This is a genomic window from Pseudomonas sp. StFLB209 (assembly GCF_000829415.1).
Taxonomy (GTDB): domain Bacteria; phylum Pseudomonadota; class Gammaproteobacteria; order Pseudomonadales; family Pseudomonadaceae; genus Aquipseudomonas.
On record NZ_AP014637.1, the window covers coordinates 3,719,704 to 3,735,747 of the forward strand.

The following is a 16,044-nucleotide window of genomic DNA, read 5'->3' on the forward strand; positions in this document are numbered from 1 at the left end:
TTACGACCCGAACTGACGGGCGGCCTTGATCCAAAGGCCGCCCGTTGGTTTTCAAGGAGAGCTCCATGACCCTATCGTTCGCTGTAAAGGCGTCGATCCTGCTGTTGTTCGTGGGCAGCACGCTGTACGTCCACCTGCGTGGCCGGGCACGCCTGCCGCTGCTGCGTCAGTTTGTCAATCATTCGGCGTTGTTCGCTCCTTACAACAGCCTGATGTACCTGTTTTCCAAAGTACCGTCCAAGCCATACCTGGACCGCCGCGAGTTTCCTGAGCTCGATGTGCTCAAGGACAACTGGCAAGTCATTCGTGAAGAGGCCATGCGCCTGTTCGACGAGGGTTACATCCGTGCGGCAGCCAAGGATAACGACGCCGGTTTTGGCTCGTTCTTCAAGAAAGGCTGGAAGCGGTTTTACCTGAAATGGTACGACAAGGCCCTGCCGTCGGCCGAAACCCTGTGCCCGCAAACCGTGGCGCTGGTCAACAGCATTCCCAACGTCAAGGGCGCAATGTTCGCCTTGCTGCCTGGCGACAGCCACCTCAACCCGCACCGCGACCCGTTCGCCGGCTCGCTGCGTTATCACCTGGGCCTGTCGACGCCCAACTCCGACGCCTGCCGGATCTTCGTCGATGGCGAGGAGTACGCCTGGCGTGACGGTGAAGACGTGATGTTCGACGAAACCTACGTGCACTGGGTCAAGAACGAGACCAGCGTGACCCGGGTGATTCTGTTCTGTGATGTCGAGCGGCCACTGACCAACAACCTGATGACCCGCATCAACCGCAGCGTCAGCGCCTTTCTGGGCCGCGCCACCGCGCCGCAGAATCTCGACGACGAGCGCGTCGGCGGCATCAACCAGGCCTATGCTTTCAGCAAGCGCTTCAGCAACGTGATCAGCACTCAGGTCAAGCAGTTCAAGCGCAGCAACCCCAAGGCCTACCGCATCCTGCGCCCGGTGCTGGCCGTGCTGGTGCTGACCCTGCTGGGTTACTGGCTGTTTGGTTGATCCGATAACGGGGTAGGGGCCGGCAGATACTCACAGCGCTCTGGAGGATTGACCGTGCCTCCCCACCCCCTCGCGCAGGCCATCGCCCGGCTGATCCTGGCCGGCTTTGACGATTACCGCAGGCATTTCCGGCGCATCACCGGCGCTGCCCGGCAACGCTTCGAGCAAGCGCGCTGGCAAGCCATTCAGGATGCCTCCGCGCAGCGCATCGAACTCTATGAAGTTCAGGTCAATCGCACCATTGTCCGGCTGCGCCGGCGCTTTGCCGGTGAGCGCTGGCCGGGGGTGAGGGGATGGCCCCTGATCAAGACCCTGTTCACCAGCCTGATCGCCCCGCGCCGCGACGGCGAACTGGCCGAGACCTGGTTCAACTCGGTGTTCTGCGGGTTATTCAGTCATGACCTGATCAGCGATGGCTGCATGTTCGTGCACAGCACTTGTCCGCCGTTACGGGGCAAGCCTGAGCTCGCGCAGATTCGGCGTTACTGGCCCAATGGCAACCTGCCTGTGTTGCTGCGCAGGATTTTCAATGATTACCGCTTCAAGGTCCCTTACTGCGACCTGGACGCAGACCTGCTGCGCCTTGAGGCGCTGCTGCAAGCCAACTTGCCGGACTGGGTGGTGCGCGACCCTGAGCTGTGTATCGAACTGTTTACCTGCGTGTTCTACCGCAACAAGGGCGCGTACCTGGTAGGCCGGCTGTTTACCGCAGATGAACACTGGCCGTTGGTGATTGCCCTGCTGCACCACCAAGGCGAGGGCCTGCGGATCGACACCCTGATTGTCGACGAGGCCGAGGTGTCGATCATCTTCTCCTTCACTCGCTCATACTTCATGGTTGATGTGCGGGTGCCCAGGCAGTTCGTGGCGTTTCTCAAGCGCATCCTGCCGGGCAAGCACCTGGCCGAGCTGTATAGCTCGATCGGCTTCTACAAGCAGGGCAAGTCGGAGTTCTATCGGGCGCTGATTCGTCATCTCAATCGCACTGACGACCGTTTTGTCATGGCCCCGGGTGTTCCGGGCATGGTCATGAGCGTATTTACCCTGCCTGGCTTCAATACCGTGTTCAAGATCATCCGCGACCGCTTTGCGCCGGCCAAGCTGGTTGACCGTGCCACGGTGATCGACCGTTACCGGCTGGTGAAAAACAGCGACCGGGTCGGCCGCATGGCCGACACCCAGGAATTTGCCGATTTTCGCTTTGCCTTGACCAGCTTCGAACCTGCCTGCCTGACCGAGCTGCTGTTGGCAGCGCCGTCGACTGTCCAGGTGGTGGATGGTGATACGGTGCTGATCCGCCATTGCTGGACCGAACGGCGGATGATGCCGTTGAACCTGTATCTGGAGCAGGCCAGCGCGGCGCAGCGACATGAAGTACTGGACGACTACGGCCTGGCGATCCGCCAACTGGCAGCGGCGAACATCTTTCCCGGCGACATGCTGCTGAAAAACTTCGGTGTCACCCGTCATGGTCGGGTGGTGTTCTACGACTACGACGAAATCAGTCTGCTCACCCAGGTCAACTTCCGCCGCATCCCTGCACCGCGCACCCCGGAAAATGAATGGGCCGCTGAGCCTTGGTACGCCGTCGGCCCCCACGACGTTTTTCCCGAAGAGTTCCCTACCTTCCTGTTCGCCGACCGCGAACAACGCCAGCTTTTTACCCGCCTGCATGGCGAACTGTTCGATGCCCACTGGTGGCAAAGCGTTCAAACCGACATCCGCGCCGGCAACGTGATCGACGTATTTCCCTACCGCAGAGGGCAGTGAATCGAGCGGCCGACAAAGGTCGCCGTTGCTGTTGATCTTGCTTCTGCTTTTGCTCTTCGAATCCCGCTTGAAGCGGGACTAGCCGTCGCAAGCATTTTGGTTACGTTGGCGCTCCAAAGTAACTCGCCCAGCAGGGCGAAACCTGCGTCTCAAGCAACTCGGTATTGGATTTTCCATTGATCGAAAGATCGCCGTGCTAGCGAAGAGTGCAGCACATTCACAATAGATGTATGAGTTTTACCGGCCTCTTCACGAGCGAACTCGTTCCCGCAGAGACCGCGTTGATCATTAGTCCTGCGGTTGAGCCCTATATCCTCAATGCAAATCCACATGCCGACTCAACAACGCCCGCAACGCCGCAGGCTTGACCGGCTTGGGCAGGTAATCCAGCCCGGCTGCATGCACCTGCGCAATCAACTCCTGGCGACCATCGGCACTGATCACCACCCCCGGCACCGGCTCACCCAGCCGCGTGCGTAACCAGGCCATTAACTCAGCGCCGGTCTCACCGTCATCCAGGTGGTAATCGACCAGCGCCAGGTGCGGCCGGACCCCCGTGTCCAGCAACGCCTGACACTCACTGCGATTGCGCGCGGTCCACACCTGACAACCCCAGCGACTCAACAGGCTCTGCATGCCGATCAAAATGCTGTCTTCGTTATCGACACACAGTACCTGCGTTCCATTGAGCGGCGGCTTGTCCGCCTCGACCACCACCGCCTGCGCCAGCGGCTGAGTCTCGGCCAGTGGCACCTGCACACTGAACACACTGCCACGGCCCGGCCATGAGCGAACCTGCAACGGATGATCAAGCACCCGGCACAAGCCATCGGCAATCGCCAGCCCCAGCCCCAGGCCTTTTTCGGCGCGGGTCTGATGACTATCCAGACGCTTGAACTCCTCGAAGATCACCCGCAGCTTGTCCTGCGCAATGCCTGGCCCGCGATCCCAGACCTCAAGGTTCAGATGCCGGCCGCGACGCCTCACACCCAGTAACACCGGGCCTTTGGCATAACGGAAGGCGTTGGTCAGGAAGTTCTGCAAAACCCGGCGCAGCAGCTTGATATCACTGTCGACCCGCAACGCGCTGCCCCGCACCCTGAACTGGATGCCTTGGTCCTGAGCCAAAGCCTTGAACTCGGTGCCGAGTGTGTCAAACAGGCTGTTGAGGGCAAAGGGCTGACGATCCGGGGCAATCTTGCCGTTTTCCAGGCGCGAAATATCCAGCAGATCGCTGATCAGGTCTTCGGCTGAGCGCAATGAGCTGTCCAGGTGCTGGATCAGTTGCTGAGCGTCGCAGGAAATGCCTTCCTGCTGCGCCGACAGCGCGGCGGAAAACAGCCGCGCAGCATTGAGCGGTTGCATCAGGTCATGGCTGACGGCGGCCAGAAAGCGGCTTTTCGATTCGTTGGCCGACTCGGCATGTGCCTTGGCCTCGCCCAGTGCCTGGTTGAGCTGTGACAGTTCATGGGTGCGCTCGGTGACCCGTTGTTCAAGGCTCTCATTGACGTCCTTGAGGACCTTTTCCGCCTCGCGGTACGCGGTGATGTCGGTAAAACTCATGACGAAACCACCGCCGGGCATCGGGTTGCCGATCAGTTCGATCACCTGACCATTGGGGAACAGCCGTTCGGAGGTGTGCGCACGGCCCTGGCGCATCCAGTGCAGACGCCTGGCCACGTGGACTTCGGCCTCGCCAGGGCCGCACAGGCCGCGCTCGGCGTTGAAGCGAATGATGTCGGCAATCGGCCGGCCGACCCCGATCAAACCCTCGGGGTAGTCGAACAGCTCCAGGTAGCGACGGTTCCAGGCCACCAGGCGCAGCGACTGGTCGACCACACTGATGCCCTGGGTGATGTTCTCGATGGCGCCTTGCAACAGGGCACGGTTGAACTCCAGCACTTCCGAGGCTTCGTCGGCGATGCGCACCACGTCCTCAAGTTGCATCTCGCGGCCTTCGATGGCTGCCTTGACCACCGCGCGTGCCGAGGATGTGCCCAGCACACCGGCCAGCAGGCGTTCGGTATGGGCGATCCATTCGCCGTTGGCGTTCTGGCCAGGGTTGAAGTCCTGGCCCTGGGTGAAGGCGAAGCGCAGGAAGCTTTTGTGCGCCCGGTCGTCACCGACGAAGCGCGACGACAGATGCAGCAGGTCTTCAACTTGCACCGACAGCAGCGACCGGCTGCCGGAGCGGGCCTGGGTCTGCTGGCCGATGAAGCGCCCGGCCTGCCAGTGTTCGGTGACCCGTGGGCGCGAGAGGATCGAGACCCAGGCGAACAGGATGCAGTTACCGGTCATCGACAGCACCACACCCTGGGTCAGCGGGCTGATCGGCAGATTAAAGGGGTTGTTGTGCAGCCAGGCCAGCAGCGGGAAACTCTCCAGTGCCCAGCCCATGCTGTGGGCAATCACCGGCAGCACCAGGGTGTAGAACCACAGGAAAATACCCGTGGCCAGGCCGGCGAACACGCCACGGCGGTTGGCCTGTTTCCAGTACAGCGCGCCGAACATCGCCGGCGCCAGTTGGGTGATGGCCGCAAAGGCGATCTGGCCGATGGTCGCCAGGCTGGCGGTGGAGCCCAGCATGCGATAGCTGACGTAGGCCAGCAGCAGAATCACCACGATGCTCACCCGACGCACGGTGAGCATCCAGTGGCGGAAGGCTTCGAACGGCCGCTCGGCATTTTTGCGCCGCAGCAGCCATGGCAGCAGCATGTCGTTGGACACCATGGTCGACAACGCCACGCTGGCGACGATCACCATGCCGGTGGCCGCCGAAGCGCCACCGATGAAGGCCAGCAAGGCCAGGGCAGGGTGGGCGTGGCCCAGCGGCAGGCTGATTACAAACGAGTCGGGTAGCACCCCGTCGGGCAGCATCATCTGCCCGGCCAGGGCGATGGGGATCACGAACAGCGCAGCCAGCGCCAGGTAAGCAGGAAATACCCATTTGGCCAGGTTCAGGTCGCCAGGCTCGATGTTTTCCACCACCGTCACGTGAAACTGCCGCGGCAGGCAGACAATGGCCATCATCGCCACCCCGGTCTGCACGATCATCGCCGGCCAGTTGATGGTCTCCTGCCAGTAGGCTTCCAGTTGCGGGGCCGTACGTGCCTGGCTGAGCAGGTCGTCGAAACCGTCATACATGCTGTAGGTGACGAACACCCCGACGGCCATGAACGCCAGCAGCTTGATCACCGCTTCGAAGGCAATCGCCAGGACCATGCCCCGGTGGTGTTCGGTGATGTCCAGATTGCGCGCGCCGAACACGATGGTGAACAAGGCCAGGACCAGCGACACCACCAGTGCGGTGTCCTGGGCGCTGGTGCCGGTCGAGTCGGGCCCGGCGCCGATCAGGATATTCACCCCCAGCACGATGCCTTTTAGCTGCAAGGCGATATAGGGCAGCATGCCAACCAGGCAGATCACCGCCACCATCACCGCCAGTGGCTGGGATTTGCCATACCGTGCGGCGATGAAGTCGGCAATCGAGGTGATGTTCTCCTGCTTGCTGATCAGCACCATCTTCTGCAGCACCCAGGGCGCCAGCAGCATCAGCACGATAGGTCCGAGATAAATTGGCAGGAACGACCATAGCTGCTCGGCGGCCTGGCCCACTGCGCCGAAGAAGGTCCAGCTGGTGCAATACACCGCCAGCGACAGGCTGTACACCCAGGCCCGCTGGGTCGGGCGCAGGGCATTGCTGTAGCGGTCGCCATAGAAGGCGATGGCGAACATGATCGCCATGTAGGACAGGGCGACGACCGCAATAAGGCCGCTGGACAACGACATGGAAACTCCGGAGCAGAAATGGAACGCAATCTGGTCTGAGAGTCTGGCACGTGGCTCGTGGCAAGTCAGCGCCGACCATGGTCGCAGTGGCTGTAAATCAATTGGCGGCGCAGTCAGTGCCGAGGGCTATGAAGGCAAACCTAAAAGGACGGGGCGAGGTTGCGCCGGGCAGCCTCGCCCCCGTGTCAGGGCTTTTGAGCTCAGAAGGCGGTCAGATTTCTTCGTCCTTGAACGCTTCTTCGCGTTTTTTGCGCAGCGCGGGCAGGATCATCAGCACCAGCAGGATGGCCGAGGCAGCGAACAGGCCGGCGCTGATCGGCCGCTCGACCAGCACCATCGGGTCGCCCTGGGAGATCAGCATCGCCCGGCGCAGGTTGGTTTCCAGCAGTGGCCCGAGCACGAAGCCCAGCAGCAGCGGCCCCGGCTCGCATTTGGCTTTGCGCAACAGATAGCCCAGCAAACCGAAGATGATCACCAGTGCCACATCAAAGCCGCGGTTGTTGACGCTGTAGACGCCGACACAGCAGAACAGCAGGATGGCCGGGAACAACAGGCGGTAAGGCACGCGCAGCAAGCGAACCCAGACCCCAATCAGCGGCAGGTTGATCACCAGCAGCATCACGTTGCCGATCCACATACTGGCGATCAGTCCCCAGAACAGCTCGGGCTGGTGATTGATCACCGACGGGCCAGGGGTGATGCCGTGGATCATCATCGCGCCAAGCATCATCGCCATGATCGAGTTGGACGGAATGCCCAGGGTCAGCAAAGGAATGAACGACGATTGCGCGCCGGCGTTGTTGGCCGCTTCCGGTGCGGCGACCCCTTCTATTGCACCGCTGCCAAAATTTTCCGGGGTTTTGGAGACTTTCTTTTCCAGCGAGTAGGCGCTGAACGCACTCAAGGTCGCGCCACCGCCCGGCAGCACGCCCAGGAAGGTGCCCAGTGCGGTGCCGCGCAGGGTGGCCGGCCAGGCTTTGCGAAAGTCCTCGCGGGTCGGCCACAGGCGGGTGATCTTGCCGGCCAGTGAGCCCCGTGCTTCGGGTGATTCAAGGTTAACGGCGATTTCTGCGATACCGAACAGGCCCACGGCGATGACCACAAAATCGATGCCGTCATACAGGTCGGTGGAGCCGAATGTCAGGCGTGTACTGCCACTGCTGACATCCATGCCGACCATGCCCAGCAACAGTCCTATGCAGACCATGGCCACCGCCTTGATCACCGAGCCGCTGGCCAGGATAGTGGCGGCCATCAGACCAAAGACGGTCAGGGCGACGTATTCGGCCGGGCCGAACGACAGGGCGAACTTCGACAACAGCGGGCCGGCCACCGCCAGTGCAACGGTGGCCACGGTGCCGGCAAAGAACGAAGCCAGTGCGGCAGTGGCCAGTGCCGCACCGGCCCGGCCGCGCTTGGCCATGGCATGGCCATCCAGTGCTGTCACCACCGCAGACGCCTCACCGGGCAGGTTGACCAGAATGGCTGTGGTCGAGCCGCCGTACTGGGCGCCATAGAAGATGCCGGCGAGCATGATCAGCGCCGCCAGCGGCGGCAGGAAGTAGGTGATCGGCAGCAGGATTGCCACCGTGGCGGTCGGGCCGATACCCGGCAAGACCCCAATCAGGGTGCCCAGCAGCGCGCCAATCAGGCAGAACGCCAGGTTGGTCGGGCTCATTGCGGCAGAAAAGCCCAGGTACAGCGCGTCGAAAAATTCCATCAGAACGGCCCCACTGGCATTTGGACGTCCAGTCCATAGATGAACACGACCAGCCCGAACAGGCTAAGCACGACACTGGAGATGAGGGCTTCACGCAGGCGCCACTCTCTGTCGGCCATGCTGCCGAACAGGATCAGCCCGGCCGACGCGATCAGAAACCCGGCCAGCTCGGCCGCCAGCGCGAACCCGCCAACGGCGGCCAGCAGGATCAGCAAGGGGCGCAAGCGCACCTTACCGATGGGCTCGGCGCCCTTGCACAAACCTGCCAGGCCAATGATCAGGCCCAGTATCAGCACCATGCTGCCAACCACCATGGGCATGAAGCCAGGCCCCATCATGGCCGCGCTGCCAAAGGCCAGGTCTTTGCTCGACCATAACGCCAGGCCGCCCAGCCCGATCAGGGTGGCGCTGGCCAGCAGATCGGGACGGTTGCCGCGTGTTGCCGCGCTTACTGCACCCATGGCGAGACGCTCCAGAGCTTCTGGTAGCCTTGCAGTTGGGCGGGCATTTGCGCTGCCCAGTCTTCACCTGACAGGTAGGCGATCGGCAGCATCAGGTCCTTGGCCTTCTTGAGAAAATCAGGGTCTTGCAGCACATCGCGGACCGCCTCGGACATGCGCTTTTCGATGTCGGCAGAAATACCTGAAGGCGCCGCAATGCCACGTTCGGAACTCATGACCAGGTCGACACCTTGTTCCCTGGCGGTTGGCAGGTCCGGTTGCTGCGGCATGCGCTCGGCCGAGAACTGGGCCAGCACCCGGAAGTCGTCATCGGCATTCAGTTCGCTGATGTTCTGCCCGGCGCCACTGATATGCCCGCCCATCAAAGCGGTGCGTGACTCGGACGCGCCGCTGAACGGGATGTGGGTGAGTTTGGTGCCGGTCAGTTGCTGCAACTGGACCATCATCAGGTGATCGTCGGTTCCTACGCCGGAGGTGCCGATCGACATTTTGCCCGGCGCGGCTTTGGCGGCTTCGATGAAGTCGGCCAAGTTCTTGTAGGACGACTCCTTGGGCACCGCCAATACGGTCGGGTCATCGACGATCCGCGCCACCGGACGGATCTTGTCGGTGTCGTAGCCGACCTTGCGCTGTACCCGGGTGCTGAGAAAACCCGGGGTATTGATAAAGGCAAAGGTATAGCCGTCAGGCTTGGCTTTGCTCAGCGCGGTGTAGGCGATTTCGCCGGCTGCACCGGGACGGTTGACAATCACGATGTCGGCGCCCAGGCGCTTCTCGATGAACGGCTCCATGGCGCGGGCCATCACGTCAGTGCTGCCACCGGGTGCATAGGCCACCAGAAACTCGATCGGCCGGTCTTGCGGCCATTGCGCATGGGCGTTGAATGAGTTGAGGGCAAGGGCGAGCAGGGCTGCACTCGAACAGAATGTGGGCTTGTTCATCAAGGTTCCTCGGGTTGTTTTTATTGAGGTACTGGCAGGTGAAATTCAGCGCAGTCGGCGCGACAGTGGACGGCGTGACAAGCAGTGACGCAGCGGCTGGGGATGAGCGGCAAGGCGGGGCATAGGCTGACCTGTATTTTTATTGTTCAGGTATGAGATGACGATAAAAAAGCTAACAGATTGAAATGATATTTTAAAAATAAGCTTTTGTGACAGGATGTTTCGTCGCGTTTCGCTAGCATTCAATAGCGCTGTAAGCGCTTTCTGAAAGCCGTGTAGGGCGCTTCCTGGCGTATTCATGAGGGGTTGACAGGAAAGGGGCTGTGAATTTTTATAAAAGGAATGCTATTTCAAAAAAACAAGAAAAATGGAGCTGTATATGCACTGCGCTGCAAAACCTTCCCTGCGCCATCCGGTCCTGAACGCCTGTTTGCTTTTACGTGGTTTGTCACTGCCAAGGTTTGGCTCTGTGAGCCCTTCCATCTCTCGTCTGGCAATCGCAACAGGTTGCGCGATCGTCGGCTTGCAGGCGCATGCCGATTTGCTCAAGGACAGCCAGGCCACGCTGTCGATGCGCAATTTCTATTTCAATAACGACAACCGCGATGGCAGCGCCGATCCTTCGAAAACCGAAGAATGGGCGCAAGGCTTCATGCTCAACTACCGCTCAGGCTTTACCGAAGGGCCGGTCGGGTTGGGGGTGGATGCCACCGGTATGCTCGGCCTGACCCTCGACAGTGGTCGCGGTCGGCATGTCGGCAGCACGATGATTCCGTCTGACGGCGACCGCGCCGCCGATCAGTGGAGCCGCTTCGGTGCGACAGCCAAGCTCAAGGCCAGCAAGACCGAACTGCGCTACGGCCAGTTGATCCCCAAAATTCCGGTACTGGTGGCCACTGATGGTCGCCTGCTGCCGCAGACCTATCAGGGCGTGCAGGTGCAGTCCAAAGAGCTGGACGACTTCACCTTTCTGGCAGGTGGCCTGAACCGGGCCACCGGGCGCGGCTCGACCAACCGCACCGGTATGGCGGTGGCCGGTGGTTCGCAGCAAAGCGATCGCTTCTACTTCGCCGGGGTCGATTACCGGGTTGACCGCGACTTGCTGCTGCAGTACTACGCAGGCCAGCTCGAAGACTATTACACCCAGCATTTTCTGGGCCTCAATCACAAATGGACGCTGGGCGACGACAGCTCGCTGACCACCGACCTGCGCTATTTCCGCACCCTTGCCGACGGCGCCAACCGCAGTGCTTCCGGTCGCGCCCAAGGCTATCGCACCAGCGGTTATACCTCGGCAGGCAATGGCGAAATCGACAATAGCTTGTGGAGCGCGGCGTTTACTTACCGGCTGCGCGGTCATTCGGTGTTGCTCGGCTACCAGAGCGTTTCCGACGACAGCAACTTCGTCCAGCTCAATCAGGGTTCGATCGATGAGGGCGCCGGGGGGACCACCCTGTACCTGTGGACCCAGAAAATGGTGCTCAACTTCAGCCGTGCCGGCGAGCAGACCGCCTTTGCGCAATACGCCTACGATTTTTCCGCCAACGGCGTGCCGGGGCTCAAGGCCAGCGTGATGTACCTCAAGGGCGACAATATCCAGACCGTGAACGGCGCCGAACAGTCGGAATGGGAGCGTAACCTGGCACTGGAATACGTCGTGCAGGACGGCGCTTTCAAAGGCCTTGGCGTTGCCTGGCGGCATGCCGTGGCCCGCAGCGAAGCTGCGCGTGATGCCGACCAGACCCGGGTGATCATCAACTACACCTTGGCGCTGTTCTAAGTCGCAGGCATTGCGAGCCGCTGTGGGAAATCACCTGCCGCCTCAGCACCGCGGATAAGCGCTGCATGCCTTTATGGGAGCGACCTTGGTCTGGGCGGCATTCCGACGAAAGGGCCAGCAAAGTCACAGCAGATGCAGTGTTTTTACCGGCCTCTTCGCGACCAAGGTCGCTCCTACAGAATGCCTGTCATCGCACAGAGATTTGCAATGCGGCTTGTCAGTCTGTGCCGTGAACGTGCAGATTAGCGGCTTTGGCGTGTTGCGCGCCTCTATTCAAAGCCTCTCAGGTGCACGGACGATGAGTCAGCAGTCACAATTCGATCTTCTGAAAAAGCGGCGCTTCCTGCCGTTTTTTATCACCCAGTCCCTCGGGGCTTTCAACGATAACGTGTTCAAGCAGGCGCTGATCCTCGCCATCCTTTACAAACTCAGCATCCAGGGCGATACCTCGGTGTACGTCAACCTCTGCGCCATGCTGTTCATTCTGCCGTTCTTTCTGTTTTCGGCGCTGGCCGGGCAGTTGGGCGAGAAGTATCCCAAGGATGCGCTGATCCGCCTGATCAAGCTGGCCGAGGTCGGCATCATGGCTGTCGCTGCGGTGGGCTTTGTGTTCAGTAATCTGCCGCTGCTGTTGCTGACACTGTTCGCCATGGGCACTCACTCGGCGCTGTTCGGTCCGGTGAAGTACTCGATATTGCCCCAGCATCTGCGCGAGAACGAACTGGTCGGCGGTAACGGGCTGGTGGAAATGGGCACCTTCCTGGCCATTCTGGCCGGCACCATCAGTGCCGGAATCATGTTGTCGTTCACCCATTACGCCTGGATCGTCTCGGCCGCCATCCTGCTCACAGCGTGCCTGGGACTGTTGGCCAGTTACGGCATTCCCAAGGCGGGCGCTGCGACGCCGGATTTGCGTCTGAACTGGAACATTTTCAGTGAAACCTGGGCAACCGTGCGGCTGGGCCTGACCCAGACCCCGGCAGTGTCGCGCTCGATCGTCGGCAACTCGTGGTTCTGGTTTGTCGGGGCGATTTACCTGACCCAGATTCCAACCTATGCCAAGGACCTGATGCACGGCGATGAAACCGTGGTCACCCTGATTCTGACGGTGTTCTCGGTGGGTATCGCGCTGGGCTCGCTGCTCTGTGAGCGGCTGTCCGGGCACAAGGTCGAAATCGGCCTGGTGCCGTTCGGCTCGTTCGGCATCACCCTGTTCGGCCTGTTGTTGTGGTGGCATTCGGCGCATCTGGTCGAGCCTGCCACGGTGCATGGCTGGCGCGAGATTCTCGGCTTGAGTGCCGGGCGCTGGGTGTTGCTGGATATCCTTGGCATCGGGGTCTTTGCCGGCTTCTATATCGTCCCGCTGTACGCCCTGATCCAGTCGCGCACCGCCGAGAAGGAGCGTTCGCGGATCATCGCGGCCAACAACATCCTCAATGCGTTGTTCATGGTGATCTCGGCACTGGTCTCGATCCTGTTTCTCAGTGTGGCCAAGCTCTCGATCCCGGAGCTGTTCCTGGCCGTGTCGCTGATGAATATCGCGGTCAACGTGTACATCTTCCGCATCGTGCCCGAATTCACCATGCGCTTTTTGATCTGGCTGCTCAGCCATTCCATGTACCGCGTCGAACACCGCAACCTGGATCAGATCCCTGATGAGGGCGCGGCGCTGCTGGTGTGCAATCACGTGTCGTTTGTCGATGCATTGCTGATCGCCGGTGCCGTGCGACGGCCGATCCGCTTCGTCATGTACTACAAGATCTACCAGCTGCCGGTGCTCAACTTTGTGTTCCGTACCGCTGGGGCCATTCCGATTGCCGGGCGCAACGAAGACATGCAGATCTACGAGCAGTCTTTTGCCCGCATTGCCCGTTATCTGGCCGACGGTGAACTGGTGTGTATCTTCCCGGAAGGCAAGCTGACCACTGACGGTGAAATCAGCGGCTTCAAGGCGGGCATGAGCCGGATCATCGAGGAAACCCCGGTGCCAGTGATTCCCATGGCGCTGCAAGGTCTGTGGGGCAGCTTTTTCAGTCGTGATCCGAGCAAGGGGCTGTTCCGTCGCCTGTGGTCAAGGGTGGTGCTGGTGGCTGGCCCGCAGATTGCCGCCGAAGCGGCAAAGCCGGTGGAGGTGCGTGAGGTGGTCAAGCAGTTGCGCGGCCAGGCCCGTTAGTCTGCAAGCACAATCAGTACATGGCGTTTCTTGCCCAGACTGACCTGCCACGGTGCCTGCTCGGCATCCAGTGGCAGGTCCGGGTTGTCCAGCCGCTCACCCTTGCAGCGCAAGCCGCCGCCGGCCGCCAGCCGGCGCACGGCGCTAAGTGACGGCTCCAGTCCGGCATCGACCAGCACGCTGGCAAGCGTAGCCCCGGCGTGCAGCGCTTCACGCTTCAGCGCAATCTGCGGCAGCCCGGCGCTGTCGTGTTCGGCGAAGATTGCGTTGGCCTGCCGCTGCGCCTGGTCAGCCGCGTCCTGACCGTGGGCCAGGGCAGTAACCTGATTGGCCAGCACGATCTTGGCCTGGTTCAGCGCCGCACCGCCTGCGGCTGTCAGGCGCTCGATCTCGTCCAGCGGCAATTCAGTGAACAGCTTGAGAAAGCGGGCCACGTCGCGGTCATCGCAGTTGCGCCAGAACTGCCAGAACTCGAACGGCGCCAAGCGCTCGCCATTGAGCCACACTGCGCCGTTAAGGGATTTGCCCATCTTCTTGCCGTCGCTGGTGGCCAATAACGGCATGGTCAGGCCGAACAGTTCGCGGCTGTCGCGGCGCCGACCCAGCTCTACACCATTGATGATATTGGCCCACTGATCGGCGCCGCCCAGTTGCACGGTACAGTCAAAACGTTTGGCCAGCTCGGTGAAGTCATGGGCTTGCAGCAGGGTGTAGCCGAATTCCAGAAACGACAATGAATGCTCACGATCCAGGCGTTGGCGCACGGCATCGAAGGTCAGCAGGCGATTGATCGAGAAGTAGCGGCCCACCTCGTCGAGAAATTGCAGGTAGCCGATACCGTCCAGCCACTGGGCGTTATCCACCACACGCCCGGCGCCGTCACCCAGTTCGACATAACGTGCGAAGGTCTTGCAGATACCGGCGATGTTCGCCTCGATCTGCGCCTGGTTCAGCAGCGGGCGGCTCTCGTCACGAAAGCTCGGATCACCGATGCGCGTGGTGGCGCCACCGATCAGCATCAACGGTCGATGCCCGGCCTTTTGCAGCCAGCGCATCAGCATCAGGCCTTGCAAGTGCCCCACGTGCAGGCTGTCGGCGGTTGCATCGAAACCCAGATACACGGTGCGCGGCGCCTCGGCCAGATGCTCGCGCAGGCCATCCAGGTCGGTGGATTGATGAATGAAGCCGCGTTGTTGCAGGGTTTCGATGATGTCGGTGTTTGCGCTCATGGTGGCTCGGCCGTTGTATAGATGAAAAACTATAAAACCTACCGATAGGTAGGCTTGCTGGGCCGATCATAGACAAGCTTGCCCGGCAGGGCAATGACTCGATAAGTCAGGAGCAGAGGAGGGGCGTGAACCAGCCTGTATCGGCCGGTCCACGAAAGGCGCGCTTAGTCTTGCAGCTTGTGGCTTGCCACTTGCGGCTGCTCGTCTTTCATCTTGCGGAAATACGTCGACAGCAACGCACCGGAGATGTTGTGCCAGACGCTGAACAGCGCACTGGGCACCGCTGCCAGTGGCGAGAAGTGTGCGGCAGCCAGGGCAGCGCCGAGGCCGGAGTTCTGCATGCCGACTTCCAGCGCCAGCGACTTGCGCTGTGGCAGGCGCAGCTTGAACAGCTTGCCGGTGAAGTAACCGAGCAGGAAGCCGAAGCTGTTATGCAGAATCACCACGGCCATGATCAGCAGGCCTGATTCTGCGATCTTCGCCTGGCTGGCGGCCACCACGGCGCAGACGATCATCACGATACTGACCACCGACACCAGCGGCAGCACCTCTACCGCATAGCTGATCCGGGCGCCCAGCAGACGTTGGGCAAGTACTCCGAGGATGATCGGCAGCATCACCAGTTGCAGGATCGACATGAACATGTCGGCGAACGAGACCGGCAGCCAGGCCGAGGCCAGGAACCAGATCAGCGCCGGGGTCAGCAGCGGGGCGAGCAGGGTGGTCACCGCAGCGATGGCCACTGCCAGGGCCAGGTCACCCTTGGCCAGCCAGGCCATGACGTTGGACGAAGTGCCGCTGGGGCAGCAGCCGACCAGGATCACCCCGACGGCGATTTCCGGCGGCAGGTGGAAGAGCTGGCAAAGCAGCCAGGCCACGCCGGGCATGATCACGAAGTGGGCGACCACGCCGAGTGCCACGCGCCAGGGGTTGCGCGCCACTTCCGAGAAATCTTCAAGCTTGAGGGTCAGGCCCATGCCGAACATGACCAGCCCCAGCAGCGGGACGATCCAGCCTTTGAGGCCAATGAAAACCTGCGGGAACAGGAACGCCAGGATGGCGAACAACAGCACCCAGTACGCGAAGGTGTTGCCGACGAAGCGGCTCAAGGCTGCCAGTGCGCGCATGGCCTTATCCTTTTGTGATTGCTTAATGAAAAGCGCCGCCAGCGAGGGCG

10 protein-coding genes are annotated in these 16,044 nt (G+C 61.3%); 4 read left to right on the forward strand and 6 right to left on the reverse strand.

Annotated elements, in window-relative coordinates:
* Positions 1 to 65 precede the first annotated feature (65 nt).
* Positions 66 to 1,004, forward strand: coding sequence for an aspartyl/asparaginyl beta-hydroxylase domain-containing protein (locus PSCI_RS16700; protein ID WP_045489057.1), 939 nt, complete (start codon positions 66 to 68; stop codon positions 1,002 to 1,004).
* 54 nt (positions 1,005 to 1,058) lie between these two features.
* Positions 1,059 to 2,774, forward strand: coding sequence for a bifunctional isocitrate dehydrogenase kinase/phosphatase (aceK, locus tag PSCI_RS16705; RefSeq protein ID WP_045489060.1), 1,716 nt, complete (start codon positions 1,059 to 1,061; stop codon positions 2,772 to 2,774).
* Between the two features lie 315 nt (positions 2,775 to 3,089).
* Here the strand turns inward: aceK and PSCI_RS16710 are convergent, their stop codons facing one another.
* The 4 genes from PSCI_RS16710 to PSCI_RS16725 all read right to left on the reverse strand — a co-directional run bounded on the left by PSCI_RS16710 (position 3,090) and on the right by PSCI_RS16725 (position 9,685).
* Entirely contained in the window at positions 3,090 to 6,563 is a 3,474-nt protein-coding gene (locus PSCI_RS16710) for a PAS domain-containing hybrid sensor histidine kinase/response regulator (protein WP_045489063.1), read from the reverse strand.
* Positions 6,564 to 6,774: 211 nt separating this feature from the next.
* The gene (locus PSCI_RS16715; RefSeq protein WP_045489064.1) at positions 6,775 to 8,283 is read right to left on the reverse strand and encodes a tripartite tricarboxylate transporter permease; all 1,509 of its coding nucleotides are present in this window, start codon (positions 8,281 to 8,283) and stop codon (positions 6,775 to 6,777) included.
* Positions 8,283 to 8,744 (reverse strand): tripartite tricarboxylate transporter TctB family protein, encoded by a 462-nt coding sequence (locus PSCI_RS16720; protein WP_045489066.1) that lies wholly within the window; start codon positions 8,742 to 8,744, stop codon positions 8,283 to 8,285. Before PSCI_RS16720 ends, PSCI_RS16715 begins: the two co-directional genes overlap by 1 nt.
* Positions 8,732 to 9,685, reverse strand: coding sequence for a tripartite tricarboxylate transporter substrate binding protein (locus PSCI_RS16725; RefSeq protein WP_045489069.1), 954 nt, complete (start codon positions 9,683 to 9,685; stop codon positions 8,732 to 8,734). Before PSCI_RS16725 ends, PSCI_RS16720 begins: the two co-directional genes overlap by 13 nt.
* A gap of 469 nt (positions 9,686 to 10,154) precedes the next feature.
* Between PSCI_RS16725 and PSCI_RS16730 the strand changes: the two genes are divergently transcribed.
* Both PSCI_RS16730 and PSCI_RS16735 read left to right on the forward strand, forming a co-directional pair.
* Positions 10,155 to 11,465: an OprD family porin gene (locus PSCI_RS16730; RefSeq protein ID WP_045494471.1), complete on the forward strand. Its 1,311-nt coding sequence runs from the start codon at positions 10,155 to 10,157 to the stop codon at positions 11,463 to 11,465.
* A 298-nt stretch (positions 11,466 to 11,763) separates the two neighbouring features.
* Positions 11,764 to 13,638: an MFS transporter gene (locus tag PSCI_RS16735; RefSeq protein WP_045489072.1), complete on the forward strand. Its 1,875-nt coding sequence runs from the start codon at positions 11,764 to 11,766 to the stop codon at positions 13,636 to 13,638.
* Here PSCI_RS16735 and tyrS read toward each other — a convergent pair.
* Together tyrS and PSCI_RS16745 are read right to left on the reverse strand one after the other, a co-directional pair.
* On the reverse strand, positions 13,635 to 14,867 hold the full coding sequence (tyrS, locus tag PSCI_RS16740; RefSeq protein ID WP_045489076.1) for a tyrosine--tRNA ligase: 1,233 nt from the start codon (positions 14,865 to 14,867) through the stop codon (positions 13,635 to 13,637). The two genes, PSCI_RS16735 and tyrS, sit on opposite strands and share 4 nt — an antisense overlap.
* Before the next feature lie 164 nt (positions 14,868 to 15,031).
* Entirely contained in the window at positions 15,032 to 15,994 is a 963-nt protein-coding gene (locus PSCI_RS16745) for a bile acid:sodium symporter family protein (RefSeq protein ID WP_045489080.1), read from the reverse strand.
* Positions 15,995 to 16,044 lie beyond the last annotated feature (50 nt).

Bases quoted from the DNA above. Each gene is read 5' to 3' on its own strand.
- PSCI_RS16700 (WP_045489057.1), top strand. From the start codon at position 66: ATGACCCTATCGTTCGCTGTAAAGGCGTCGATCCTGCTGTTGTTCGTG.
- PSCI_RS16710 (WP_045489063.1), bottom strand. From the start codon at position 6,563: ATGTCGTTGTCCAGCGGCCTTATTGCGGTCGTCGCCCTGTCCTACATG.
- PSCI_RS16715 (WP_045489064.1), bottom strand. From the start codon at position 8,283: ATGGAATTTTTCGACGCGCTGTACCTGGGCTTTTCTGCCGCAATGAGC.
- PSCI_RS16720 (WP_045489066.1), bottom strand. From the start codon at position 8,744: ATGGGTGCAGTAAGCGCGGCAACACGCGGCAACCGTCCCGATCTGCTG.
- PSCI_RS16725 (WP_045489069.1), bottom strand. From the start codon at position 9,685: ATGAACAAGCCCACATTCTGTTCGAGTGCAGCCCTGCTCGCCCTTGCC.
- PSCI_RS16735 (WP_045489072.1), top strand. From the start codon at position 11,764: ATGAGTCAGCAGTCACAATTCGATCTTCTGAAAAAGCGGCGCTTCCTG.
- tyrS (WP_045489076.1), bottom strand. From the start codon at position 14,867: ATGAGCGCAAACACCGACATCATCGAAACCCTGCAACAACGCGGCTTC.
- PSCI_RS16745 (WP_045489080.1), bottom strand. From the start codon at position 15,994: ATGCGCGCACTGGCAGCCTTGAGCCGCTTCGTCGGCAACACCTTCGCG.